Source organism: Pirellulales bacterium (genome assembly GCA_036490175.1).
GTDB lineage: Bacteria > Planctomycetota > Planctomycetia > Pirellulales > JACPPG01 > JACPPG01.
This window is the reverse complement of sequence record DASXEJ010000144.1, coordinates 22,790-48,837: the sequence shown is the minus strand read 5'-3', so window position 1 is coordinate 48,837 and position 26,048 is coordinate 22,790. Positions and strand designations below refer to the sequence as shown.

Below are 26,048 nucleotides of genomic sequence, written 5' to 3'. Positions count from 1 at the left end.
TACTCACCGGGGCCCCGTCATCCCTTGGCACCTCGGATGGTGCCCCTTGAAAGCAATTGAGTTTTTCGTTGACAGGAATGGAATGCACCCCTAAAATCGGCCCCGGTCGGGCACACCGTGCGCCCGCTCTTCTAAAACCCGCGGTTGGCCAGCTAGTGAAATCCGAAAAAGAGTTGCGTTAGTCACTCTTTACGTCACTCGGATTCAACTAGGTAGGTACACACCGTGAGGTTTTTCTCGATGCTCGACACTCGAATTGTCTGTCTATGCGCCGCTATTTTCTCGGGCGCAATTGTTATCGGCTCTGCGTCAACCGCTAGTGCCACTCCCGCGAGCTTCGCCCAATTCTCCGAGGCGTCGCCGGGCGGCAACCTGTTCGCGCTGAACACAAACAGTCCAGAAACAGACTTCGGAACTTCCACGGGTGGCCCCTTGGGTGCCGCTATCCCTGTCAACTTTACGTACCTCACCCTGGGCGGGCTCCCCGCGGACCTGCAGGGCGTTCAACAAGCCACGCTGAGCATGACGTCGAGCACCGTTAGTCCGGTTATAACCGGCTTCGGTGGAACGGTCGCCACGCAAACATTCACCGGCGCCGGCACCCTCCCCAACTCGATCAGCCTCATTCGCGACACGCCGGCCGGAGAAGGTCTTGGCGCAAAGGACAATCTGCTAACGATCACCTTTACGAATTCGACCTTGATCGGCATTTTGGGCAACAGTGCCCCACAAATGACGGCAGACACTGCAACGGCAGGCGTCGTGGTCACCTATTCGTCCGATTTTCTGACCTTCGCCAACGGCGAGAAGAACTTCTCCCTGACGTTCAGCTCGTGGAATACGCCCGGTGACGGCAACGGTCTTGCCACCAATGGCGATGAACAGGCTCTGCTGTTCCTCGCAGCCACCGCTGCCGGTGCGGGCACTTTCGGCGGTAATGCCTCGGTCTTTATTCCAGAGCCTAGCACGATGGTGTTGGCCGGAATCGGAGTTGTCGGGCTGGCGTTGGCCGCACGACGTCGCCGGAAGTAGGAAGCACACGTCATCAGCCAGGGACGGCTGTCAGGCTACTAAATGGTCGCATGGAATCTTTGTTTTCTACTGCGACAAAGTGTGAAGCGCATTAGGTGCGGACGCCGACCGGAGTTCTGTTACGCGACAGACTCCGGTCCGGTGGGAGGGCGGGCAGGGAGTTCATGAACGGAAACTCTCCTGACATTTCACACGCATTGACCGCGCCGGATTCCGGACCTCGGCCGCTTGTCTGCCTAGGCCTGTTGATGTTCGTGGGCGGTGCGTGGCCACGAAGTACGCACCGTGAATAGCTCTGCTGTCAGGGCGGGTGCTCGCTGCTATCGGGCTGCACGTCGAATCGCACTCGTTGTTTATCTCTGTGTTTGATCCTGCGACGCCGCGATTGCTAGACTGCCGACATGAAGCAATCTGCCGGCGTGCTCCTCTACCGGCACGGCGAGGACGACTGGGAAGTATTGCTCGTCCACCCATCGGGCAATTACAACCGCCGCGCGCCGTGGAGCATTCCCAAAGGTTTGCCCAACGCAGGGGAAGACCTTGAACGGGCGGCGAGGCGTGAGTGCGCTGAGGAAACCGGCGTCGAGGCGGGCGGACTTATCTCGCTGGGCTCGGTCACGTTGACGAAAAGCCGCAAGCAAATCTTTTGCTTTGCCGGACCTGCACCACCCGCTGCGATACCGCGCTGCGCAAGCTGGGAAGTCGACCGGGCGGAATTTGTCTCGCTCGACCTGGCCAAGCAGTTTCTGCACGCGGATCAGGTCCCGCTCTTGGACCGACTGCTTGCAATCGTCGGCAGCCGACCGTAGGCCACGCCACGTTTGGGTGGGACAACTACCTGGCAGCGGATTCGGTTACCGATCTCTCATCGATCGCACTACAACTCGCGAGCGTTCGACGGCGCGACGAGATTCATCATCACCTTGGTCGTCACATCCTGCTCGATCGACATGCCGCCGATCGTAAGTTCGAACGTCATTTTGCTGTCGATCGTGGATGTCACCGGGTGGCCGGCCTCATTGTCCCACAGAACCTCTCCGCCAGCCTCGTTGCTCTTGATCTTCATCTTCGTCGGCGCGTTTTCACTCGTCTCGAATTTGGCGTCTAACGTGACGTCGATCTTGTCAAGCTTCTTTCCATCGTGAGTTTCTTCGCCCACGAATTTGTATTCTGTTTTGGTCAATTGCTTGCCAAACGGGGGTGCGGGGAGTTCTGCCGACTTTTCCCAGGTCGCGCCTGTGGAAACCGCCTCGGCCGGAAAGGGCATCATGCTCTGACTGATCATTTGCTTGAGGGAATCCTCGGTCACCGCGCCCCCGACGGCGCTCCCCTTGAGAGCCGCCACCATGCCTTCGGGAGATTTCAGGTCCTTCACTTCGCCGCTTGGTGTGACCGTCAGCACGAAGGGCTTTCCCACCATGGCGGCAAAAGTTTTGGCGATGCCGGGAGGCACTTTATCCTGCTCCGGATTCTGAGAATCAAACTTGAAGTCTGCCCCAGCCCCCGCGGGCATAGTCATCTCCATCCGAATTCGGTCGATCGTCTGGTGCAACGTGGCAGTGCCATCGTCAGCGACGCTCTTGACCTCCCAAGTCATGTCCATGACCTGGCTCATTTTGGCTTGGACGGGGGTATCGCCCGCCTTGGTATCCTGGGTCATCTCCATCTTCATCTCGTACTGAGTCTTGTCTCCCTGCTTGAATTTCCACCGCAATTCGGTTTCGGCCATCGCGGTGTGCGCCGCGGCCATCACAACCAGCGTGGGAATGACAATGCCAACGGTTCCACGGACCCTGCTTGAAACTTGCAGCCATGCCATACGACACCCCCATGTTCAGGACATATTCACAGGACGAATTTGATCCACGCAGAGAATTGTAGCCAAAAAGTAGATTCCGGTGGAGCGAACTTTCACCGTTACCAGCAAAACCGACGTCACGTGCACGCAAGAAATAGCGCACAAGCTCCCCACTAAGCATTGACTTACCTCCGCTGGCCGGCGCTGATCGCGGCGCGCAATCGATTGGACAAAACTCCTTACAATGCGTTAAGGACAATCTTCTCGCCGGGCGATATCACGCGCGGCTCCGCCGTGGTCTCGGCGAGCACCTGCTGGGCCCAGGCGGCGGCATTTTGATGGATCGGCGGCCAGGTGTCGTAGTGCGCAGGCACTACGATCTTCGGCTGAATGAGTTGGATCGCGCGAATTGAGTCCACCGGCCCCATCGTGAATTGGTCGCCAATAGGTAGCACGGCCACGTCGATCCCCTGCTCGCCAATAAACTTCATGTCGTAGAACAGTGCGGTGTCGCACGCGAAATACACCTTGCGCCCCGCAGTCGACAGCAAAAAGCCCGCAGGATTGCCGCCGTACGCTCCATCGGGCAACATCGAGCTATGATGCGCCAGCGTTAGTTGCACTCGGCCGAAATCATGTGACGATCCGCCACCCAAATTGTGCGGATGCGTACGCTGTACTCCTTGCTTGGCCAACCACTCGCAGATCTCGAAGTTCGAGATCACAAGCGCCCCGGTCCGCTTGGCGATTTTTGCCGCATCGGACACATGATCGAAGTGCCCATGCGAAATCAGAATATAATCTGCCGCCACATCGGCGGCCTTGACAGGCGCGGACGGAGAGTCGTCTAGAAAAGGATCGAGCAGAATAGTGTGCTTGCCCGTGCTGTTCGATTCTACAACGATCGACCAAGTCCCGTGGCCTAGCCAAGTGAGCTCAATTCCCATCCTTGCGGTCCTAAAATCAAAAAATCATGCTGTACGATCTCCGGTCGCCGTCCGGCAATTTCAGAGAATCCTGCACTGGCGCAGTGTTAAAGCTGGCAGAATCCGATGCGTCCGCCGGGTATCAGCCCATGGCACGCTTGCGGCGGACCGGTCCGCCGTGATGGTACTCGATGCCGGACCGAGGTTCCAGGATTTCGACTTGCCAAGCGAGCCGATTCTGATACCAAAGGAGGCACGCCGCCGACGCGCTCGCGCCCTTGGGATGCGCCGGCGTCACACGTATCGCTGCATGCCCGCCGATTGCTTCGACACCTCGCGACGGCGCGTTGTGCGAAGTATTGGCTGCCTGGCCGCCGCTTCCTGCGGTGGGGCAACTGGCTGTCATTGACCGAGGAACTGAATATGGACATGCACGAACTAACGCGCAGCTTGCACACGCAGAACGACTCGAAGATCGTGATGATTGTGGCCGATGGACTCGGTGGTCTGCCATTTGAATCGGGCGGTCTGACGGAACTCGAGGCCGCCCTGACGCCACGGCTCGATGTGCTGGCGCGGCGAGGAGTCCTGGGGCTCAGCACGCCCGTCAAGCCGGGAATTACTCCTGGAAGTGGACCCGGACATTTGGCTTTGTTCGGGTACGACCCATTGCGATATGTCATTGGCCGGGGAGCACTCGAGGCCACGGGTATCGGCTTTGAGCTGGGGCCGAACGATGTGGCAGCACGAGGCAACTTTTGCACGCTCGACAAAGCCGGGCTGATCAGCGATCGGCGCGCCGGCCGGATCAGCAGCGAGGAAAGCGCTCCGCTGGCCATCAAACTGCGACAGGTGAAGATTCCCGGCCTGGAAGTATTTGTCGAACCGGTGAAGGAACATCGCTTCGTCGTTGTATTTCGGGCCGCGGGATTGGGAGGCGACGTACACGACACAGATCCGCAGGCCACTGGCGTCGCGCCTTTGGCGCCGCAGCCATCCCGACCCGAGAGCGCCAAAACCGCCGAAGTGGCCGCCGAGTTTGTGGCACAGGCTCAGCGATTGCTCGCCGATCAACCCAAGGCAAACGGTTTGACATTGCGCGGTTTTTCCGCACGACCGTCGCTACCGACATTCGAGGATGTCTACGGCCTGCGAGCTGCCGCGATCGCAGTGTATCCGATGTACAAAGGATTGGCCCGTCTCGTCGGAATGCAATTGGTCGGCAGCGCACAAACGCTAGATGAACAGATGGCACTGCTCGAAGAGCAGTGGGACAACTTCGATTTCTTCTTTCTCCATTTCAAGTACACCGACAGCACGGGGGAAGACGGCAACTTTCAGGCAAAGGTGCAGCGAATCGAAGAGTTGGATGCCTCGTTGCCGCGCGTCATGGCGCTCGAGCCCACCGTACTGATCGTTACCGGCGACCATAGCACGCCTAGCCGGCTGCGCAACCACAGCTGGCACCCGGTGCCGACACTGCTGCTGTCGGACATCTGCCGTAGCGACCTGTCGGAATCCTTTAGCGAACGCGAGTGCCTACGCGGCGGGCTGGGGCAATTCGAGGCAAAGTATCTGATGACTTTGGCGTTGGCCAATGCTGGTCGACTCGGAAAATACGGGGCATAAGGCGATCCTCCGCCTGGCAAGAACTGAGGATCCCGTATTAATCGACCAATCGCGCGTCCAGCCAATTAGCGCGATCCAATTCGTCCCCGCGCTCCGCGAATTCGACGAGCAAACTGAGCCGCTTCGCGCCTGCGGTATTGATCTGCACGGGGATTGGCTGCATGTTTCCGCGAACCACTTTGCTCTTCCAGGCAAGCTTATCGTCGATGTAGACCGCGAATATCGCCGCACCACTTCCCTTGACCTGATCGTCGAGCGCGACGTCGGCGGCGAAGGCACGATAATGGCCGTCGAGACGATAGGTCAGCCGCGCGGCGCTGTGCATACCAATGCCCTTGGCATATGGATGACCGCCGGCCCGTAATTGCGTCCCGGCGACGTTCGCGTCGTTGTGATAGGGCCATGACTGGCTAAGGAACGGCAGGTGCTTGTAGCCCTCGGCCTTTAGATCCGACAAAAACTTCGCCTTGCCGGATAGCGGCTGTAATGCCACCAGCGAATCACCCGACAGAGTCCATACAGTTCGATCAGCCATCGTGAAATTCATCTGTTTCGCAGTGCCCGCGAGTTGGCTGATGAGCAAGCGGCTTCCGTCGCGCAAGCCGGCCAGAACGTGCAGGCCGCCGATCGGAGTTGCCGCAACGATAGTCGGATCGAAGCCCACGGCCGCAATGCGCGATCGCTCGACAGTTACTCTTTTTCCCTGAGTCTCGAAATCGACATCCTTGTCACCGATTGAAATGACCGTACCGGGTAGTTCGTCGCCGTTTTCCAATAGCAACTGGTCGTTGCGGGCGGAGTTTTCCCGCACGCGGTTGACCAGACGGTCGCGTTGTTGAGGATCGTAAGGCGGGCGAAATATAATACCCGCGACGAATTCCAAAGGAATGACACGTTCACCCAGTAGGCTCGATTCGATATGAAGCTGTTCGTTTTCGGTGTGCGCCTCTGCGGCGGCAATAAGTCCTCCGCCGGCAAGCAGAACTTGCATACCGGCCTGTGGCTCAACAAATGTGCCCCAGCGAACCACGTCTGCCAAGGGGATGGTCATCGATGATTCGCTGGTAGCAAACACTGCGTGGCCGTCGGCCGAGATGCTCTCCAGCGCGGCCGCCGTCCGCGAACCTCGCACCGGAATCAGAGTATCGGTCTGTGCAAATGCCGGCTGCAAATTGTCCAGCAGTGCTAGCGCAAACGTCAACGCCATATGAAACGGTCGGAGTAAAGAAGCTCGTGGCGGCAATCGTTTCATTTAGCGCTGGAAAATGGGCAGATAGTTTGTCGGCATCTGCAAAATGATGCAGGCCATGGCACTCCCGTACTCCGGGCAGATCGAGTCCATCCACGAACCATCGTCCCGTTGCCGTGCGAGCAATTCGTCGCGTATCGCCGGATACCACTGCCGCCAACGATCGCCGCCGGAGTGCCACATTGCCTGAACCGCGTAGTAGTGGCCATAGAAATAATGGCTGTCACGGGCCAAAATGTTGCCGCGTGGCAGGCTCTCCATCAGGTAGCTCAAACCACCTTTGATTGCCGGCCCATCGTAAATACCGGCGCTGTACAAAGCGACCACTCCGGCCGCCGATCGTGGGAATGCGCTCGGACCTCCCTGCAACATGTACATGAACCCGCCGTCGGCGTTCTGGCTGCGCTTGACGTACTCGATGCAGCGCTCGATCGTCGTATGCGGCACATACAGTCCCGCATTACGGGCCGAGCGGAGTGCCATCACCTGGCATATTGTCACCGATATGTCCGCGTCGCGACGTTGAGGTTGATAGCGCCACCCCCCTTCGGCGTTCTGCGTATCAACGATTAAATTAACGGCCTTGGCCAGCTTCTCGCGCACGTCGGCGCGTTTTGTCATGCCGTATGTCTCAGACAAAAACAGTGTCGCAAACCCGTGACCATACATGGGGCCATGCCCGGTATCATCCGGCACGTGGATGAAGCCTTCGTCTCCCGTGTTTTCGAGAATGAAATCGACGGCACGCGCGACATCCTTCCCGTAGGGTCCTTCTTCCGGCGTGCTGCCCGATGCGACGAACGAGAGTCCTGCAAGGGCACAAACGGCAACGTTGTGGCTCCAGCCTCCAGATCCGAGCGAGCCGTTGTCTTGCTGCCGCTTGGAAAGATATGCCAGTCCGCGATCAACGGCGTGCAGCGTTGCGGGGGTCATCAACTCGACACCGCTGCGGTCAGAGTCGTCATCGCGATCAGCGGCGACCAGCATATTACCGAGTGTCGCCAAAAGCGCGCTCGCAACAAAAACCGCAATGACTCCTTGTCGAAGATTTTCTTTCACAATGCCCGTCCTCCGCGCGAGAGCATCTCTTCCGTCTCGTACTATCGCTTTTGCCGCTGTTCGTCCGCCAGCGAGCGGAAATAATCTGCAATCATCTGCTCATACTTGGGCAAAAACTGCTCTTCGTAAGATTGTAGCATCTGCTCCCGCTGCCGCTCGGGCAACTGCCCCCAAACGCCTTTGAGCACATCGCGCATGTCGGCCATATCGGGTTTGCGGACCTGATCTTCACGCGCCTGCTTGGTACTTTCACGCGCCGGCGCGTCGCCCGATTGCTGTGAATGAGCGGGGCCCCTTTCTGGCTGAGAAACATCGCGGCGGTCGGACGTTTGCTGGCCGGCCTTACCGTTGGTGCCACCGGATGAAGAACTATTTCCCCCTTGGCGCTGCTTTTGTGCCTGCCTTATTAGCTCTTCCAACTTGCGGACGATTTGTGCTTGCCGCCGCTGAGTCTGGACGTCCGCGCGATGCCGCGCAATGAGCGACTCGACCTCGCGCATTTCAGAATTCAGTTTTGCCAGTGGATTGTCGACCCCTGGTTCGCCGAGATCTTCTCCGTCTCCAAGTCCTTTGAGCAATTCCTGGTCGAGTGCGTCACCTGCGGAATTTTGTTTGGATTTGAGCGCTCGTCGCGGCCTGTCTTCCATGGTGCCGTCTGTTGTTTCACCAAGGCCTGCAGAATCAGATCCCAGGTCCTCGAGCAACTCGTCATCGAGCGCAAGTTTTTTGCGGCCCTCTGGCGATTGCGCCACGGTTGTGCGTTCGGGGACTTTTTCTTCTGCCTGGATCGACGTTTCGACACCCGCACAAACGATTATCGCGGTCACAGCGGCGCAGATCGCGCGGATAATAGTCAATGCGCTCATGGGATCATCTCCTGCGCATGCTCGGGATCGGCCGTGGACGCGGACGGCTCACGAACGTCTGGCAACGAATCCGGTTCGTCCTCCGGACGCTCTGCGGTCTCTTCGATCATGTTCGCGATCAGGTCGGCCAGCCGTCCCTGCTCCTTGCTTAGCGCCGCGTATTCCAGCTGCTGCTCGTCAGAACGACTTGAAGATTGGTGGCGGCCCTCATCGAGAGCCCGCGTCCGACCATTGATTTCCTCCTGCACCGCCTTAAGAAGTTTCAGCTCAGCGACGGAACGCACCTTCGGCTGAGGCTTCTTTCCTCCCCCGCTGCTATCCTCTCCTTCGTCTTGAGACTCTTCAGCAACCGGTTGCTGTGGATCAGTACTGAGCGCCGCCTGCAACCGCTCGATGTGAGCGAGCGCCGCCAATTCGGCACGCAGTGTCTCATCACCGACGTCGCGGCGATCCAAGCGAGCGCCAGCACGATCCATCTCTTGCCCAGCTTGCTCTAACACGAATTGGAACACTTCAGCGCCGGCCAGCGTTTTTGCCAATTCTTGCGACTCGTCGCGGAGTGCCTCCTGCCCGCGAGCGAGCTCGCGCACGCTGATGGACTCGGCGCGAGTCAAGTGACCACGCTCGACTTGCCGCTGTTGATAGTGCGTCGTCTCGCCGACCAGCGATCCCTGCCGCTCGTGCATACTCGCGATGGCATCCTCCATGCGGGCCAACTGTTCTTGGGCCAAATCGACCTCGGCCTGTTGGCGCCGGGCGGCGAGCTTCTGTTGAGCCTCCTCCAGATCTCGTTCGGCGGCGGCGGCCTGCTCGGCGGCTGTTGAATTGTCGCCCGCATCGCCACTTTTGGTGCCCTGCTCCATCTTGGCGCCGGCATTTGCGACGCTGTCACCTGCCTTATTAGCTTGCAGCCTCGCCAGCGATCGAGCGAAGCGTGCCGCCTCCTGTTGCAATTGCTCTTGCTGCCGTGAAAGGCGCTGTAATTCTCGCTGCCGTTGGGCCTCGTCCACCTGCTGGTTGGCCTGGAGTTTCTTGGCGAGGCCTCGTTGCTCGGCCGCCAGGGTGGATAGCTTTTGTTCCGCCTCGCGGAGCTTCTTGACCAGGCGCCCGAGTTCGTGCTCGCGGCGGTTGGATAGAATATTCAATAGCTCGTGCAATTCTTCGGCTGCACGGCGCTGACCTTCTGCCGCCTGCCCAATTTTATTTTGTTCTATATTCTGGCCCGATTGCATCATCGACTCGGCAATGCCGTGGCTGCGGGCGTGCGCCAAGGCATCCGTCATGCCATCAGCCGCAAGCGGATCTTCTTGCCGCGCCGTCTCGACGGCATCGTCCATGCGTTGTTCGAGTCGCTCCAGTCGGCGCGCCAGCTCCAACTGTCGCTGGGCGAGCTTCTGCAGGTCGGCCCGCTGCTGCGGATCGAGATCCTCGATCGCGCGAGAGAGTGTTTGACGCCCCAACGCGGCGGCCTCGTCAGCCATCTCTTCCTGCGCTTTGCTCACCTGTCCGATTTCGCGATGAAAATGGCGGTGGTTCACCCATTGCTTCATGTCATCCATAACGCGCGAGAGCGAATCGACGACGTCATCCTGCGCTCGACCGGCAGCCTTTAGCGCCGTACGAATCTGTTTTGCAGGTTGCACGTCAGGCGAGGACGTGTCCTGCAAATCAACCTGGGCCGCCTTGGAGGCGGATGTCAACTCGTGCGCGGCATCCGGCAGCGGACCTCGCGACAGACGCGCCAATTCGCTCAGCACATTTAGCATCTGCCGGTGAGTGTCCGGGCCATCGATTTTGTTGATCGTTAGCTCATCGAGAAAGCCTTCGATCTGGCCATGTATTCCATCGCGTTCGCTCGTTAATTCGCGCTCGACTTGTTGTTGATTCAGACCCGCCCCTTGCAAAACGTCGATATCCGACTTGTGAAATTTGCCGGTCTGATCAAGCTGAACTTCCAGCCCGGCCACGTGCGACCTCGCGGTTTGTTCCAAAAGCAGCACGCGTGCCAACTCATTGAATATCACGGATTGACGTTCGGCCAATCGATCTTGAATCTCTTCCGGTGTGACCACAGTCACGCGACGGGACAAGCTCTGGGCGGTTTGCCCAGCGTAGTCGACCACCGTTGCATGGAATGTGAAATACGTGCCAGAATCGAGCCCCAGCGGCTTCAGCTCCCACTGGTAAGAGAGCGCCCGGCGATCGCCCGCATATCCGTCGGCTGCGGACGCGGCGGCTACCTCGGCCGATACTTGCTCCGGTTCCGCAACGATTTCCAGCGTTTGCTCCCCTTCTTCGCTCTTGTCAGAGCGCAGATAGTTGAGTGTGATGCGGTGAATCGCCAGGTCATCTCGCGCGGTGATCGACACCGGCAATGTGGCATCGGAAGCGACATGGATATTCGCCTGCGGACGTTCGACCTCGACAGACGGCGCGGCGTCGGGCACCGCATGGAGCTCATATTTCGGCGACGCGGCACTGTGGAAACCTTCACGATCCACCAGGTCAAACCAATATGATCCCGAACCCTTGATGACGAACTCGTGTTCGAAGTCGGCCGGAACGGAGAGGCTATGACCGTCGGCGGCCAGTGCCGCGGGAATCTCCTGCTCGTCTGCCAGTCGCACCGACGCGGATTCCAGTTCCTTGGTGGCTTGGGCTCGGATCTCGATTTTTGTACCGATCAGCGCATGTACGTTTAATTCGCCCGTTCGATCCGGCCAGCCGGAATAGGTAGGAAAGTGCAAGGTGAGAGAACTGTCGCGAACCCCCGGTGACTCGACAATTTCTAGTTGTTGCCACGGCATGAGGCGATCGTCCCCTCCCACGGCGCGATATTCGAACGGCCGATGGACGCCTGAACGTTCGTGGCGTGCGACGTCGCCGAGCAACTGCATCGGTTCGGACTCTTCAGTCACGCTGCCGTCGGGGTTTTCCCAACGGTACTGAACCGCTATATCGTCAGGGAGTGGGGCACCGCTACTGTCGACGGCCTGCACCACGAAATCCTGTCCCTGCGGCAGCCGCAGGACGGGATCGAGAATTGCCAGTTGGTTGACACGCGGCCACTCGACATTGCTGAGTGGATTCACCAGCCTGATCGCGGCGATTCGCGCCGCGGGGGCGTCTATGGCGACGAGCAGCACGACCGCCACGATCGCCAAGGCAGCCGTCAGGGCGGCGCGGCGGGCAGGGCGAGCGTCGAGCGTGGCCCGTAAGTCGTACCTTTGCACGTTGGCCGTGGCATCGCTAATCACGGCGCGCCGCAGTTCGGCCGAACCGGCCAACGGATCATCCTCTCGGTCGCGCAGAAATTCAATGGCGCTGGCGAGCCGACCACGCAATTCCGGATAGAACTGCTCGACCTGTTGGGCAATCTGCACGTCGCGATAGCGACTCTCGCGGACCGCCCGCACGATCCAACGGACCCCAGCGGCCGTTGCCGTTAGCAGGGCCAGCGAAAAGATGACCCGGAGTCCACGATCCTGGAAATGACACGCCACATCGGCCAGCGCCAGCACGCAGGTAACGGCCACGACCAAGAGTATGGCGCGCGATGCCGCTTTGAGGACTACATAAAGCCGTGCCCGACGGCGAAGTCGCGCGAGTTTTTGCTCGAGCGGATGAGGCATGAAAACTCCTGTACGCCAACAACTTCCGTTACCCGTCGATTATACCATCGCATACCGTTTCCGCAGCAGCCATTCGATTACCAATAGCGTCACGAGTGCCAGCACCAGCGGCCAGCGGTTCCAAAGTTCGATCGGCCGCAAAGTCTCGATCGGCACCTGCCTGCCGCCAGGCAACGATCGTTTCAGTTGCCCCACAGTGCCGAGCGTAAAGTGCTGGCCCTTGGTATCCGCACTGACACTTTGAAGAAGTGCAAAATCGGCCTCGATCCGTTCAAATTCGCCGCCAGCAGACGCCACCATGAAGTCCGTGGCCGGCGCGCTCCCTTCGAGCGTCGGTGCGGCGATCCAGGCGTGGTATCGTCCCTCGGCAAGATCCACGAGAGAACCCTCGAAGACACCGCGCCCCGAAGAGAGCCGCTGCAATTGCAGTCGTTCGTTCTTGCCCCCCTGTTGCTCAATCATCACGCTGACGCCGTCATCCTCGACTGGGGCCAGCCGTTCGTCGGTGAATCGCACGCGCAATGTGACGGGCTCACCCCGATGGTACTCGTGCCGATCGGTCGTCAACGTGGCCGAACGATCCTTGCCCAGCAACTTGGCGCGGCTCAAATAACGGATTGTTTGTACCCAATAACGTGCAAAGAACACGTCTCCCACGCGATAGCGCCAGCGCCAGGTGGCATCGACGGCGTGAAACAGGACCTTGCCGGCGCCAACGTATTGCAGACAAATGACCGGCAGCTTGGCGCCCTCATCGCCCGAGCGAGAGGCGTGCTCGGCCAACACACGCACGGCAGGCTTAAGCTTCGAGACTTCAAGCATCCAAAACAGGGACGGCAATTTGCTCCAAATCTCACGAGTTTGCGCGGGAGTATCGCCGAGTTGCATCGTTGGACTGGCCAGGCCCAGATCTGTGGGAGCCGCCTGAAATCCCTCTTCACGGCCGACGATGGGCTTGCCGACCGTGGCCCCCTCGAACTCCAACGGAAAGAGCGCCTGCAGTGGCGTGTTGCGATACGCCAAGGGGGTGTATCGCGGCCCGGAGATAAACACCATGCCGCCCCCTTTTTCGGTCACAAAATCCGCCAGATTGCGCATCACGCCTGCACCGATCAGCGAGGGATTGAGGTCGCCGAATATGACCACGTCATATTTGAAGAGCTCGTCACGCCGCACGGGAAATGAACGCAGCGCCGACTGGTCGATCTCGGCGTAGGCGGGATCAGCTTCCTGCAACACGGTATGTAACTCAATGGTGGAATCGCGCTCCAAGAGGTGCTTCAGGTAACGAAACTCGTAATTCGGATAGGCCTGCGCCAGCAATACGCGAATTTGGTCTTTGCGCACGCTAATCAGCCGCTCTTGGCGGTTGTTGTCCGCCTGTGCTTCGTCCGGCAGGCCGGGCACTTCGACGATGTATTCGAAATCCCCAATGGCCGTTGGCCGATACGGAATCACGACTTTGTGCGCTTCTCCATCCGGCCCTACCGTGGCAGTGATCTTGGCCAGCGGCGCGGGGCTGCCCTTTTCGCGAAGCACAACTTCGACGCGCTTTTGTGAAAAGCCGAAACCAGTGAGCTTGAATTCAAAATTCACCATGTCGTCAACGAACACCACGTCGTCAACCAACAGGTCGCTCACGATCAGGTCGCGATTGGGCCGCTGGTTGCCTAGCCCCACAGTAAAGAGCGGAACCCCCTTGCGACGGGCATGAGTGGCCGCGTCGCCGAGCGACTCGCCATCGGTGTTGATGCCATCACTGAACAGCACGATCGCCGATGGTGGCGCTCCGCGCAAATCGTTAAGAATGCTCCGCAGCCCCTGGCCCAAGCGCGTGCTTTGGCCCGTCGGTTCCATCGCGCGGATACGATCGAGCAAACCGGCCAGATCATCAGGCTCGGCACGCGCAGTGTCCGAGACAAAATACAATCTCAGCTTGTGCCGTCGCGCCGCCTCACGCAGCAGGTCGCCCTGGTCGGCCAACAACAATGATTTAGCGAGATTCAAACGTGTGGCCTTATCGAATCCGGCGCTGCGCACTTCGCGCTCGGCGAGCGAGTTGGTCTGCGGATCGTCATATCGGTCGACGATACTCATGCTCGCTGAATCGTCGATGGCGATTACGAGGTAGGGTAACCCCGTACGCTCAAGCGAAAGGGCCGCTTGCGTGATCATAAAGCAGAGAATGGCGACTGTTGTTAATCGAAGCGCGATCAGCCCGGTGCGCGTCGCGCGGCGCGCCGTGCCAGCCTCGCGTAGGTAGAACGTCACAATCCACCCGACTACGCCGACGGCCATCAACAGCGTTGCCCAGGCAGGCCAAGGCCAGTGAAAGTCGAACCGCCAGACCGCACCTTCGCCCGGCTCGGCCGCATCGAGGCCAAGAAATGGTTCTAGCCAGGTTGGCAGAGTTCCTCTCATACGGCGTAACGCCCCGTAAACCAATTCAAGAAGCTTTCGACCAACAACAGGGCCATCGCCGCCATGAGCAACCACAAATGCAAACGGCTGCGAACGATGATCTCGTCGTCGACGGTATCCGCATCGCGCACATTCGTGCGATGAAAATATCGCACGCCAGGCCAGACGTCCTTCGATAGCTCTTCGGGAGATACTTGTTCGAGATCACTTTCAGCGGTGTTCACGTTGACGGCGAACACTCGATCTACAGCCCCCTTTGCGCCGGCACCTATGACCTGAGCACGAAATACACCGCTGGCCATTGTGTCGGCGAACGTCCACGAGCGATCGGCGCCGTCGGGCCGGACGGCGGCACGTTTCGTCTCGCCCGATGGTAATTGCACGGCCACCGCCTGAACCGGACCGCGCGGCAGCATCGCTCCGAAGGGCTGGCCGACGATCGAATTATGCTCCTGGAACTGTCCTCGAACAGCCAGCATCAGCAGTTCCTGCACGATCGGCACGTAGCTGGGCCACATGGGCATCGCAGTCCAAGAAACATCGGCCGAGGTCGCAACCAACATGGATCGCCCACGACCAATCGGTTCGTCGACAATGAAGGGATCGCCATTGTCGACGGCCACGGCCACCTGGGCGCGCGACTGACTGTCCACGGCGAGCTTAAAATATTTGTGTACCGGCGTGGTCAGCAAGCCAGCCTGCTCGGCATCGCGAAAGACGTCGACGATTGCGTGCCGATAACCGAGCGGATCGAGTCCGTAGTGCGCCTCTTCAACCGGTTGCAGCAGTTGGGCCGGCAAGACGTGCCGATCATCCCGGCCCCGCGTCGCCAACTGGCGGTTGTAGCTCTCAGCCAGGACCTGGTCCCCCAGGAAGAAAACCAGGCCACCACCAAAGTTCAGATAGGAACGCAGCACGCGTGCCTCGCGCTCGGTAAACTGCGCGACATTACAAATGAACACGCAGTCGTATTGTGTCAGATCGTTGTCCAAAAGCGCACTTTCCGTGACGGTCTCGGGACGTACGCGCGTATTACTCTGTTGTCCTGCAGGGGGCGCCAAAGCCGCGCTCAGAAAGTCCGTTGCGGATTTGAATCGACCTCCGGTGGGATGCCCATCCACGCATAACACGCGCACTTGGTCCTTGACGGGCAGCGCGAGAAAACGGTGATTGTCCACGTCTAACTGGTCGGGCATCATCCGCAATTCAAGCGAGTGCTCGCCGGCTGCATCGAAGCGACAAGGGAAACTGACCGTCGCTCGGCCTCCGGGCGGCACGTCGACCTGACGTTCGCCGCGGCGCTCGCCATCAATGAACAATTCAACGGTCTGCCGCGGCTTGGGCTGACGACCAAAATTGCGGATCTCTCCGGCCAGAGACGTTTCTTGGTCCACTGTCACGATCGCATCCAGGAGCCGTAGTTGCTCGACGGCCAGATTCTCGGCATCCGGCTGGCCAAGATCGACGATGGTAAGTGCTGCGGATTCTCCCAATCGAACGCTGCGCTCGCGGAACTCCGCCGCTGCGGCGGCACTAAGGTCAGGGGCCCAGCTGTTACGGCCAAGGTCCGTGAGAAAGAATATCTGTTCGTGCGCGAGGCGCGTGTTTTCACGGCGGGCCGTTTGAAGGATCCGTTCGATTTGAACTAGCGTGGCTGCCACGTCGGCGCCACTGTCCGTGACTTTGGTGCCGGCGATCTCGCTCGTGAAGTCCAGCGGAGCAAGCGACGGCGTGCCGACAATCACCTGCGGCGGATCGGCCATCAGCACCAACGTGAAACCGTCCCCCTGGTTGCTCTCGCGCACGATCTGCTCGGCACGCTGTTTGGCGCGCTCGAAACGCGTGCGATCGTTGGGTTTATAGGCCATCGAGTACGAGGCATCGAGCACCAGTACCTTATGCGTCGGTTGGCCGGTACGTGTCACCAGTCCGGTGCGCTCGAGCATTGGTTCGGCGACGGCCAGCACGACTAACAGCACCAATGCCGTGCGCACGGCCAGCAGGAGCCAATTCTCGATGCGGATGCGTCGTGAGTTCTTACGTACCGCGGCGAGCAGATACTGCATGGCCGCCCATTGAACTTCGCGATATCTTCGCCGACTTAGCAGATGGATCAGCACGGGCGCAGCAGCAGCGACCAGCCAGCCAAACATGGCCGGATGAACCCATAAGCCGAGTAAAGTCAGATCCTCTCGCATTCGCTAGAGTTCGCTCAAACAGAATCAAAGGACAGTCTTGGCACACGGCCTGCCGAGCGCCAGATCAGCCAGCACGTGTCAACCGCGCCGACAAGTAGGCCGACAGGGCAACGTCCAGAGTCTGATCGGTCCGCATTTGCACGTAGTCGGCCCGCTGCGCCCGGCATCCTTGTTGGACCTGGCGGGTGAAGGCTCCAAATTCGGTTAGATAGGCCCGCCGCAGGGCACGCGGATCACTCAAAACCTCGGGCAGTTGCTCCAAGCCCTTGAATAACGTCGCCTGTTGAAAGGGGAACTCGATTTCGGCCGGATCCAGCACGTGGAACACCACCACTTCGTGACGGCGGTGCCGGAAGTGCTTCAAACCCGCCATCATGGCCGACACGTCATCAAACAAATCACTGAGAATTACGACAATGCCGCGCTTTTTCAATCGCTCGGCGAGGTCGTGAAAGATCGGTCCCGTAGCCGTCTTTCGTTCGGCCCGGGCCTCGTCCATTACGTGGATCATCTGCTTCAGATGCGAGGCATTACCGCTGGGTCGTAATAGGGTGCGAATCTCTTGATCGAACGTCACAAGCCCCACGCTGTCTTGCTGGTGCAAAATCAGGTACGCCAGGGAGGCGGCAATACACTGCGCATATTCCAGCTTGCTGAGCGCGGCCTGATCGCTCTTGTAGCGCATGCTTTCGCTAGTGTCGAGCAGCAAGTAGCAAACGAGATTGGTTTCTTCTTCGTATTGCTTGAGATAGATCTTGTCCGTCTTGGCGAAAACTTTCCAATCGACATAGCGCAGATCATCCCCCGGCACGTACTCGCGGTGCTCAGCAAATTCGACCGAGAAGCCGTGGTATGGGCTGCGGTGCATGCCGGCCACGTACCCTTCGACAATGCGTCGGGCGCGCAGCTCCAGGCCGTGCAAACTAGCCAGCATCTGCGGATCTAAATACTTCTGATACTCGTCCACCGGCGGCGGCCTCCAGATCGGACTCCGGAACAATTTCGATCAACTTGCGAACGATATCATCGGTCTTGATGCCCTCGGCTTCGGCGTTGAAGTTGGTCACGATGCGATGCCGCAATACCGGCGCGACAACCGCTCGCACGTCTTCGCACTCGGCATGATACCGGCCGTGCAATATTGCCCGCGCCTTTGCCCCCAACACCAGATATTGGCTTGCACGCGGGCCGGCGCCCCAGCTGACATAATCCTTGACGAATTGTGGCACTTCCCCCTTCTCACGCCGCGTGAGCCTCGTAAAGCGGAGCGCATAACGCGCCACGTGATCGGCCACGGGTACACGCCGCACGATACTCTGCATCGACAGAATATCGTCGGCCGACAGGGTCGCGGCCAGGTTGGGTATCGTATCGGCCGTTGTGCGGCGCACGATTTCCAGCTCCTCGTCTTCGTCCGGGTAATCGACAAACGTATTGAACATGAATCGATCGAGCTGCGCCTCAGGCAGAGGATACGTTCCCTCCTGCTCGATTGGATTCTGTGTGGCCAGCACAAAGAACGGCTCTGCGAGTGGGTGCCTCGTGCCGCCGACGGTCACCTGATGCTCTTGCATGGCTTCCAGTAGCGCCGCCTGCGTCTTGGGGGGCGTGCGGTTGATCTCGTCGGCCAGGATCACATTGGCAAAAATCGGTCCGGCAAGAAACTTGAACTGTCGCACCCCCGAAGCTTTGTCTTCCTGGATAACCTCGGTGCCGGTTATGTCCGAGGGCATCAAGTCCGGCGTGAACTGGATGCGGCTGAACTTAAGCGACAAGGTATCCGCCAGCGTGCGAATCAACAGAGTCTTGGCCAGCCCAGGCACACCCACCAGCAGGCAATGTCCCCTGGCGAACATCGCGATCAGCAACTCTTCGATCACATTTTGCTGGCCGACGATCACGCGGCCCAACTCGCCGATCAGCCGGCGATAGGCTTCGTTCAATTTATGGACAGCCTGGACATCATCGTCTGCAAGCATGATGGATCCTTTGAGGAGGCAACCCGTGGCGGCAAATTTTTTTTTGGGGGGGTAACAGCTACAAGTTGTGTGGTATGTTCGTTCAGCGAGTCATGGCAATAGCTTGCGCCGCAGTGACACGGCGACAGCTCTCGCGTTTATCACGTCCGGTCCCGACGACAAAGAACTTGCGTTGGCGAGATTCAATTCACATTGGGAGACTTTCGCGGCTGGGAAATGGCGCGCACGTCCTTGCGTGGTAAAGATTCCTCGATGGCCCGCATCGCCTTCGGCGCTGCCGATGACCTTGTGGGTCCTAACGCCGTCAATCGCTCGCTGCCGGCTATTAACAGGAACTCGCCGGCGGCGACCAGGTTGCCCGATGGAATGCCGCGCGATTCGAGTTCGATTGGTGCGGACTCTTCGCCGGTGCGCTGATCAAATACGTGGATCGACTGGGGCGTGGGCCAATACACCTTAGTGCCGGCCAGGATTCCCCGTCCGAACCCCTTGGGCATCGGGCCCTCCGGCCACGGGTAACTGACTTTGCCAGTTGACACGTTGATGCGCCACAGCTTTTCGCCGCTGCCCCAGAGAGCCTCGCCCGCCACACCTAGCAAATGAATCACGTCCTTTGCCAAGCTCGTCTCCCACAGCAATAGCCCCGTCGCAGCATCGTAGGCCAAGATGCTCTGGCAGTCCGAAGGGGCGACGATCAATCGCCCTCGGTCGTAAAGACAGGGAGTCAAATCGCGATAGAAATGCGTCGCGCGTTGATTCAGGTCTCCCTTCTTGGCGCGCGGATAGCGCACGATCCAGGCGGGCCGACCGTTCTCGGCCGATAGGGCAGCGACGGCGCCCAGGTTCGTATTGACGAATATCATACCGTCAACCAGTGTCAGTAAATTATGCGTACACTCGCCCGACTGGCCACGAGCAGGAGTTTCGGCGCTAGCGACGAACTGTCGCCATAATTGATGGCCGGTGCGCGCGTCGTAACAGGCCACGTGCGACTGCGGACGCGTGCCATGCCTCACAGCCACATAAATGTGGCGCCCATCAGTTACCGGAGTGCCTTCAAAGGACCATTTGTCCTCCAAACGAATCGGCGGCCATACCAGCCGGCCCTCGCCCCCTAGGTCCAAGCCAACCAAATAGCTCGGCTGGTGGTAGATCGAATTGTCCTCGGGCCGCGTCGTGAGCGGGTCTCCGAGCCGTGCGTATAAATGCCCGGCCTGCGCCGTCAGAGTGAACCGTGCCACACCCAGCGTGCTGGGCGTGCCATGCGAGCGCTCGGAAACTGGCTCGCCCGGACGGTATATCACCGCATCATTGCCCCAGGCGGGCTTACCCGTGTGCAGGTCGTACGCGCGAACTTCGTTCTGCGTGTCGACCAACACCAGATTCCCGACAACGATCGGGTGGTAGCTCAGCAATTCATTCTTGGTTTCGGCAACACGAGGAGACGGATACGACGAATCCGTCGCCGGAGCCTTGGGGAGCACGACCGGCTCGGCCCACAGCGGCGTGTAAGGCTCGAACGCTACTGGAGCGACCTTGCAACGCGACATCGCGCCGGCAAATGTTGGCCACTCTCTATCGACGGCGGTCGCCGGCCAAGAAGGTGCCGCAGCCAACATGGCGGTCAGGGCTTCGGCATAATTCACATCTAGGCCACCCAGCCTCCCGGTGGCAGTTGCATGGATCGACTGAAATCCTGCTAGCTCACCGCGTGCGCGCTCCAGCGAGCCTTCCAGAATTGAAACCAACACCAGACGGGCGCGAACTCCGGCCAAATCGAGATCGGAACGCGGATACGCCAAGCGACCCGCCGTCAGTCCTCTATCCCGCCAAAAGTCGACGAGCGTCAAACGTGTGGTATCGTCCAACGATTCGTCGCGGCGCAGCACGTACGCTGCCGGGGGCTCGGCACTGTCGGGCGGATACCAATACTCGACCTGCACGCGCTGCTCGGCCGTGATTTGTCCGTCAACCATCGATTTCTCGAACGGTGCGCTCGGCACCGTTTGAGGCGGAGTCTCGATCAACTTTTCGTACCAGGCGCGGGCTTGGCCATGCTCTCCCCGCTCCAGCGCGAGGTCACCCAGTGCGAGCAAGGCGTCATCGCCCGAAGCACTAGCGAAGAATTGATCGGCCACGCGGCAGAGGGCGGCAGTATCATGGCGAGCAATCGCCTCGTCAAACAAGTGCTTCGCCTGCGGATCAACGCGACTGCGATAGAGATCCACCGCGTCGGCGGGCAAAGCCACGATCAACATATGGCAGAATTCGCGAACGCTGACAAATCGGCGATCTCCGGCCGCAATAACACGCCCGGGGGCGCTCTCCATGACCTGTCGAAATGTCTCGATCGCTTCGTCCCATTGGCGGTCGGCGACAAATGCCTTGGCTTGCTCTAAGCGGGCGCGCGTGTCGGCATCGGCTTGCGGCACCTCGATCGCGTCGGAAAGCTCGAAGCGGGTCGTAAAACTATAGAAGAACGCTTGAGCCTGGCATGAATCCGCGACTATCAGCCACAGCGACAGCCACGCGCCGGCAATTACCAACCATGTTGTCCGGCATGCGAAACCAATATTCACGTTCGCGCAGGCCTCTTCGAGCTCGAACGGGCTTGATCCGGACGTACGGCCGGCTCGTCCCTTGCCGCAGAGAGAAGTGACTTGTCGACGCGTCCCTGCACTCGCCGTGGGCAGCGATTGCGCCAGACATGCCTCAAGTATAGGCCGCCAGGCGGTTCCCGGAAAGCAAGACCGGGCCCCCAGGCCGATCGGCAGCGGCTACGTCGAAGCTACTGAAACGCGCCAAGGCAAATCGCGGAATTCAACGGCCAGCACAATGATGAAGTTCCCTGACACGGCGTGGCGACGCACGACATACGCTAGCGACTCGCGTAACCTTCGAGAATGCGACCAATGTAGAACAAACTGAAGGCGGCCACCGCCATCACCAGCATCTTGCCGACAGTGATTTGGTCGGCGACTTGCATCAGAACCGCGACGACGGGGAGGCCGAGCCCGGCGAGTTGAAACAGCCGACCTACTGCGCGCAAGACATTCCTCCAATATTGCAAAGCTCGCCGCTCGAATGGGGCCTGATGGCCGCACGGCTGGCAGTAGAGTATCGTACGAACAGGTACTGATGCAACGCATGCGAGGGCACAGTGACACAGCGAATGAGCCTCTGGAAGCGTCTGGCAAGGACGTTGCGACTGCGCTGCCCTCGCTGCGGACAGGGCCGGCTGTTTTCGGGCTGGTTCACCATGCCCAAGGAATGCGAAGCCTGCGGCCTGCATTACGAGCGCGAACCGGGCTATTTCATCGGTTCGATCTATTTCAATTACGGCGTAACTGCCGTCATCGTAACCGCGGCGGCATTGTCGCTAATGATGTTCACGCACGTCTCAGAGCGGACTTTATTGTTGACGTTGGCCCCGTTCTGCGTGCTGTTTCCGCTGTGGTTCTTTCGCTACGCACGCGCCCTGTGGATGGCCTGGGATCACTTCGCCGATCCACCGCCCGAGCAGGCGCAAAAGTCGAGGTAGCCTCCAAAGCGCCCACGTACACTGCGGGTTCCGGCCTGGAAGGCAGCTTCAATCCCCAGGCACGTCCCCACGACCGTGGGCAGACATCCGGAACCCAGAAGTTAATACGAGCACCACGTCCGCGCGGTCTTGTTGGAGCGCTTATTTTGGCGCGGTGACTTTGGTGCTATCGGCATTCGGAGTGGGTAAGACTTGTTGCCGTCGAGCGCGGCGCACCAGCATATAAAAGTAACCACTCATTGAGCCAAAGATCGCAAACGGCATCGAGAGCATAAACAGGATGCTGTAGAAGAAACCCGTAACCAGATCGCCGCCGTGTCCATCTTGATTCGCGAGAGCAGCCTTGCAGCTAGGACAGGCCGATACGGTGTCGGCTACGAACAACAACAGAGTCAGTGCCAAGCATGCCGTCACAATGTGGACGAATCTGTGCCGGAGAATGTGATTCATATTCGTGCTCATACTTTGGTCGTACCAAGTCGCGGCGGACGATGAAATTATAGCCCCTCTGATGGTCCCGGGTAAAGGTGGTATAGCATCAAGTACACAATCACGCCCGTTATCGACACGAACAGCCAAATCGGAAACGTCCAACGGGCAATCCGGCGATGCCGCGGTCTTTGATCGGTGAGGCCAAAATAGATTGTGGCGACGGCTAGAAACGGCACAGTTGCCGCCAGCAGCACGTGCGGTAACAGAATTGCGTAATAGACGTATCTGACGGCATCCGGCCCCGTGAACGGCACGTGACGCTCCTGAAAGTGATAGGTCAGATACGAGATTAAAAACAAGACGCTGACCGCAAATGCCGTTAGCATGGCCCGCTTATGGGCCTGCTCGCGGCCACTTTTTATCAAGTAAAAACCGAACAATAAAAGCAGCGTTGCCGCAGCATTCAAAAGCGCGTTGACCGTCGGCAGATCCCGCACGGACATAGCCAGCAACGGTACAGCGGTATCGCAAAGCGCCACGTATGCTGTCACGGCTTCGCCTCGGTGTCGGCCTTCGCCGGCCCCGCGGTTGCCGATGCGCCCTCGAGAGGCGTCGAGGATTCGGACGCTGCGGCGGCGGACGATGGAGCATCGGCAACCGCGGGGCCGCCATTGGACACCTCATCTTTAGGCGACTCCGCTTCGCGAATAGCGACGACCGAATCTGAGTCATCCGTTTTCGCGGGCGGAGTTTCCTCGGCCAACAATTCCTTGATTTTTCGATTCAGCGCCAACATCTGAGTCGCATCGCTCGTCAGGTACATGCTGCGGACGTTTTTCCATTTGTCGACCAGGATCACCCGCTCGGTGTGCATCTTGGGGCCAATAGGCACTTGAAATGCTTCCGTGCCGAGAGCTTGCACTTTGGCAAATGGGCAACTTAGGAACGTCCAGCGCTCAGGATCTGCGTGAAATGTGCGGGCGTATTTGGCGAGCACTTCCGGCGTGTCGTTCGTAGGGTCGACCGTGATGCTCACGAATTTCAGATTGTCGTCCTTCCAATCGTTCTGCAATCCGGCGATGGCGCGATTCATCTGTGCACAAGGGCCCGGGCAACTGCTGAAGAAGAAGCTTGCCAGCCACACTTTGCCCGCCAGAGAATCGAGCGAAAACGGCTTGCCGGCGGTGTCGACCAGCTCGGAATCGGCGATAGATCCCATTGCGCGCGTGCGCTCGATATGGCGCGAGCGGCTTTCCGTCGCGCGCGAAACAAAGTCGTCGCGATGGTAAAGACGCCAACCGGAATAGGACGTGTAAGCAATTAGCAACGACAACAAGAGCGATAACCAGATCTTTACCTGTAGGGTCATAACAAGTCTCCTGTCGTGCGCTGACCAGCGATCCAGCAACCCACGGCAAATGTTCCGATGGCAAATATCGCAGTGACGGCGAGTGCCATGGGCAACGACGGCAGCACGGCCAGCCAATCTGGCACACTCTGCGCGGCCTCGCCCAGATACAACAATCGGCGCAACCCCGCGACACCATAGGTCAACGGATTGGCCCACATAATCCAGTTTAACCAGCCATGCTCAGCGGGGAAGAAGGCACCCGACAGCAGCCACATGGGTAGCAAAAACACACTCATAATGGCATGGAACCCTTGCGTGGAGTCCATCCGCCAGGCAATTACAAACCCTAGCGACGTGAGCGCAAACGCCACAACAAACGAAAACAGCGCCGCGGCTGCAAAACCGGCTAGAGAAAAGTGCAAACCCACTAAAAGTCCCAAAAGTAGGAACAAGACTCCCTGCCCTGTCGCCAGGATCGATCCTCCTAAAACTTTTCCCAACACCATCGACCAGCGCGAAATAGGGGCCACGAGCACCGACTGCAGGAACCCCTCACGCCGGTCTTCGATAATCGAGATCGTCGAGAAGATGGCGGTAAACAACAGAATCAACGCCAAGGTGCCGGGAAAGAAATATTCGCGGTAACTGACGTCGCCATCGATGCCTGGCAATTGAAAGGTCGGTCCCAGGCCCGCGCCAAAGAGCACCCAGAACAATACCGGTTGGCCAATCGCGCCCACTATGCGATTGCGTTGCCGAACAAAGCGAATCAGTTCACGGTAACACAGCGACCATACGGCCGAGCCGGTTGCGCGCCGCACTGCGCTGGGCTCGCCACGAGAATCTCCTCCGTTGCTGGCAACGCGCGCCGTTGCCGAAAACGCCGAAGCTGTGCCGGCGCGATTACTGTCAGGCTCGATCTTGCCCCCTGGTGCGGGGTCTACGGTATGCTCAGCCAACGCCCACCTCCTCGGCCTGCCAGAAGCGGTGGCCGGTGCGGGCAATGAATACATCTTCCAGTGTCGGTTTACCCAGCGATATCGAGCTGATCTGGCCGGGGAAACCTTCGACGAGTCGGGCAATCCATTGATGGCCGTCGGGCAACTCCAAACGCACACGCGCGCCGACCACGTTTGCCGCGCACCCCAAACGCTCGGTTATGTCCGCCGCCATTTGCTCGGGGCGATCAGTTTCGATCCAGATCGTGTCACCGCCGACCGTGGCACGCAGGCGATCGGGTGTATCTAGCGCCACGAGCTTGCCGGCACTCATGATTGCCAGACGGTCGGCCTTCTCGGCTTCTTCGAGCAGATGTGTCGTCAGCACGACGGTCACCCCGTCTTCGTCGCGCACACGGTGCAAATACTCCCACAGGTCGCTGCGTGCCCCGGGATCGAGCCCAGTGCTGGGCTCGTCGAGCAACAAAACGCGCGGACGATGCAGCAAACCCTTTGCCAGCTCAACGCGGCGCCGCAACCCGCCCGAGAGCGTTTCCACCAGGTCACCCGCTCGGTCGGTCAAACCAAAGCGTGCCAGCATCTCCGTCCGCCGCGTGGAAAGCACTCCACGCGACAGCCCGTACAACTGGCCATGCTGCCAGAGGTTCTCATTCACGGTGAGCTTGCGATCGAGGCTCGGCGCCTGGAACACGACGCCGATATTCGAGCGAACCTCATCAGGTTGCCTGCGCACGTCGAGACCGAGAATATCGATCGCGCCCGATTGAATGGGGACGAGCGTCGACAGCAGGCGAAACAGCGTCGTCTTGCCGCCGCCATTGGGGCCGAGAAAGGCGAAGATCTCGCCCTGATCCACGGACAGGCTGACATCCTCGAGCGCCAGGCGATCGCCGTAGCGATGCACCAGCCGCGAGACATTCAGAGCGGCTGAGGAAACCATGGAGAGAACTCAATTGTCGCACGAGGAACGTGTCGA

Annotated in this window: 22 protein-coding genes; 4 read left to right on the top strand and 18 right to left on the bottom strand. The window is 59.3% G+C overall.

The features are described from left to right. Positions 1–225 precede the first annotated feature (225 nt). Both VGG64_11230 and VGG64_11225 read left to right on the top strand, forming a co-directional pair. A complete protein-coding gene (locus VGG64_11230) occupies positions 226–1,032 on the top strand; it encodes a PEP-CTERM sorting domain-containing protein (GenBank protein HEY1600169.1) in 807 nt (268 codons plus the stop codon). A gap of 401 nt (positions 1,033–1,433) precedes the next feature. After that, positions 1,434–1,841, top strand: coding sequence for an NUDIX domain-containing protein (locus tag VGG64_11225; GenBank protein HEY1600168.1), 408 nt, complete (start codon positions 1,434–1,436; stop codon positions 1,839–1,841). A gap of 68 nt (positions 1,842–1,909) precedes the next feature. Here VGG64_11225 and VGG64_11220 read toward each other — a convergent pair whose 3' ends face one another. From VGG64_11220 to VGG64_11210, 3 genes are all read right to left on the bottom strand, one after another. Continuing rightward, the gene (locus tag VGG64_11220) at positions 1,910–2,851 is read right to left on the bottom strand and encodes a DUF6263 family protein (GenBank protein HEY1600167.1); all 942 of its coding nucleotides are present in this window, start codon (positions 2,849–2,851) and stop codon (positions 1,910–1,912) included. A gap of 218 nt (positions 2,852–3,069) precedes the next feature. Then, positions 3,070–3,777, bottom strand: a complete 708-nt coding sequence (locus tag VGG64_11215) for a metal-dependent hydrolase (protein ID HEY1600166.1) — start codon at positions 3,775–3,777, stop codon at positions 3,070–3,072. A 121-nt stretch (positions 3,778–3,898) separates the two neighbouring features. Further along, positions 3,899–4,162 carry a hypothetical protein gene (locus VGG64_11210; protein ID HEY1600165.1) on the bottom strand — a complete coding sequence of 88 codons (264 nt, stop codon included), beginning with the start codon at positions 4,160–4,162 and terminating at the stop codon, positions 3,899–3,901. 17 nt (positions 4,163–4,179) lie between these two features. Here VGG64_11210 and VGG64_11205 point away from each other — a divergent pair, with 17 nt between their 5' ends. Then, positions 4,180–5,385, top strand: a complete 1,206-nt coding sequence (locus VGG64_11205) for a 2,3-bisphosphoglycerate-independent phosphoglycerate mutase (GenBank protein ID HEY1600164.1) — start codon at positions 4,180–4,182, stop codon at positions 5,383–5,385. Between the two features lie 37 nt (positions 5,386–5,422). Here the strand turns inward: VGG64_11205 and VGG64_11200 are convergent, their stop codons facing one another. The 10 genes from VGG64_11200 to VGG64_11155 all read right to left on the bottom strand — a co-directional run bounded on the left by VGG64_11200 (position 5,423) and on the right by VGG64_11155 (position 21,838). Beyond that, positions 5,423–6,592 carry an NPCBM/NEW2 domain-containing protein gene (locus VGG64_11200; GenBank protein HEY1600163.1) on the bottom strand — a complete coding sequence of 390 codons (1,170 nt, stop codon included), beginning with the start codon at positions 6,590–6,592 and terminating at the stop codon, positions 5,423–5,425. Between the two features lie 45 nt (positions 6,593–6,637). After that, positions 6,638–7,693: a prenyltransferase/squalene oxidase repeat-containing protein gene (locus VGG64_11195; GenBank protein HEY1600162.1), complete on the bottom strand. Its 1,056-nt coding sequence runs from the start codon at positions 7,691–7,693 to the stop codon at positions 6,638–6,640. Between the two features lie 41 nt (positions 7,694–7,734). Further along, on the bottom strand, positions 7,735–8,559 hold the full coding sequence (locus VGG64_11190; protein ID HEY1600161.1) for a hypothetical protein: 825 nt from the start codon (positions 8,557–8,559) through the stop codon (positions 7,735–7,737). Beyond that, positions 8,556–12,191, bottom strand: coding sequence for a hypothetical protein (locus VGG64_11185; protein HEY1600160.1), 3,636 nt, complete (start codon positions 12,189–12,191; stop codon positions 8,556–8,558). The genes VGG64_11190 and VGG64_11185 overlap by 4 nt, the downstream gene beginning before the upstream one ends. A 39-nt stretch (positions 12,192–12,230) precedes the next feature. Continuing rightward, the gene (locus VGG64_11180; GenBank protein ID HEY1600159.1) at positions 12,231–14,612 is read right to left on the bottom strand and encodes a vWA domain-containing protein; all 2,382 of its coding nucleotides are present in this window, start codon (positions 14,610–14,612) and stop codon (positions 12,231–12,233) included. Then, the gene (locus VGG64_11175; protein HEY1600158.1) at positions 14,609–16,810 is read right to left on the bottom strand and encodes a BatA domain-containing protein; all 2,202 of its coding nucleotides are present in this window, start codon (positions 16,808–16,810) and stop codon (positions 14,609–14,611) included. Before VGG64_11175 ends, VGG64_11180 begins: the two co-directional genes overlap by 4 nt. A gap of 64 nt (positions 16,811–16,874) precedes the next feature. After that, on the bottom strand, positions 16,875–17,777 hold the full coding sequence (locus VGG64_11170; protein HEY1600157.1) for a DUF58 domain-containing protein: 903 nt from the start codon (positions 17,775–17,777) through the stop codon (positions 16,875–16,877). Beyond that, positions 17,734–18,789 carry an AAA family ATPase gene (locus tag VGG64_11165; protein ID HEY1600156.1) on the bottom strand — a complete coding sequence of 352 codons (1,056 nt, stop codon included), beginning with the start codon at positions 18,787–18,789 and terminating at the stop codon, positions 17,734–17,736. The genes VGG64_11170 and VGG64_11165 overlap by 44 nt, the downstream gene beginning before the upstream one ends. A gap of 182 nt (positions 18,790–18,971) precedes the next feature. Further along, positions 18,972–21,368 carry a PQQ-binding-like beta-propeller repeat protein gene (locus VGG64_11160; protein ID HEY1600155.1) on the bottom strand — a complete coding sequence of 799 codons (2,397 nt, stop codon included), beginning with the start codon at positions 21,366–21,368 and terminating at the stop codon, positions 18,972–18,974. Between the two features lie 299 nt (positions 21,369–21,667). Then, complete coding sequence (locus VGG64_11155) at positions 21,668–21,838, bottom strand: hypothetical protein (GenBank protein ID HEY1600154.1); 171 nt, start codon at positions 21,836–21,838, stop codon at positions 21,668–21,670. Positions 21,839–21,961: 123 nt separating this feature from the next. Here VGG64_11155 and VGG64_11150 point away from each other — a divergent pair, with 123 nt between their 5' ends. Next, the gene (locus VGG64_11150) at positions 21,962–22,330 is read left to right on the top strand and encodes a DUF983 domain-containing protein (protein HEY1600153.1); all 369 of its coding nucleotides are present in this window, start codon (positions 21,962–21,964) and stop codon (positions 22,328–22,330) included. A gap of 141 nt (positions 22,331–22,471) precedes the next feature. On the opposite strand, the gene VGG64_11145 is transcribed toward VGG64_11150, so the two are convergent. From VGG64_11145 to VGG64_11125, 5 genes are read right to left on the bottom strand one after another with little or no spacing between them, the layout of a single operon-like run. Continuing rightward, positions 22,472–22,780: a hypothetical protein gene (locus tag VGG64_11145; GenBank protein HEY1600152.1), complete on the bottom strand. Its 309-nt coding sequence runs from the start codon at positions 22,778–22,780 to the stop codon at positions 22,472–22,474. A 47-nt stretch (positions 22,781–22,827) separates the two neighbouring features. Next, positions 22,828–23,313 carry a DUF420 domain-containing protein gene (locus VGG64_11140; protein ID HEY1600151.1) on the bottom strand — a complete coding sequence of 162 codons (486 nt, stop codon included), beginning with the start codon at positions 23,311–23,313 and terminating at the stop codon, positions 22,828–22,830. After that, entirely contained in the window at positions 23,310–24,131 is an 822-nt protein-coding gene (locus VGG64_11135) for an SCO family protein (protein HEY1600150.1), read from the bottom strand. Before VGG64_11135 ends, VGG64_11140 begins: the two co-directional genes overlap by 4 nt. Then, positions 24,128–25,072, bottom strand: coding sequence for an ABC transporter permease (locus VGG64_11130; protein ID HEY1600149.1), 945 nt, complete (start codon positions 25,070–25,072; stop codon positions 24,128–24,130). The genes VGG64_11135 and VGG64_11130 overlap by 4 nt, the downstream gene beginning before the upstream one ends. Next, positions 25,065–26,012 carry an ABC transporter ATP-binding protein gene (locus VGG64_11125; GenBank protein HEY1600148.1) on the bottom strand — a complete coding sequence of 316 codons (948 nt, stop codon included), beginning with the start codon at positions 26,010–26,012 and terminating at the stop codon, positions 25,065–25,067. The genes VGG64_11130 and VGG64_11125 overlap by 8 nt, the downstream gene beginning before the upstream one ends. Between the last annotated feature and the right edge of the window lie 36 nt (positions 26,013–26,048).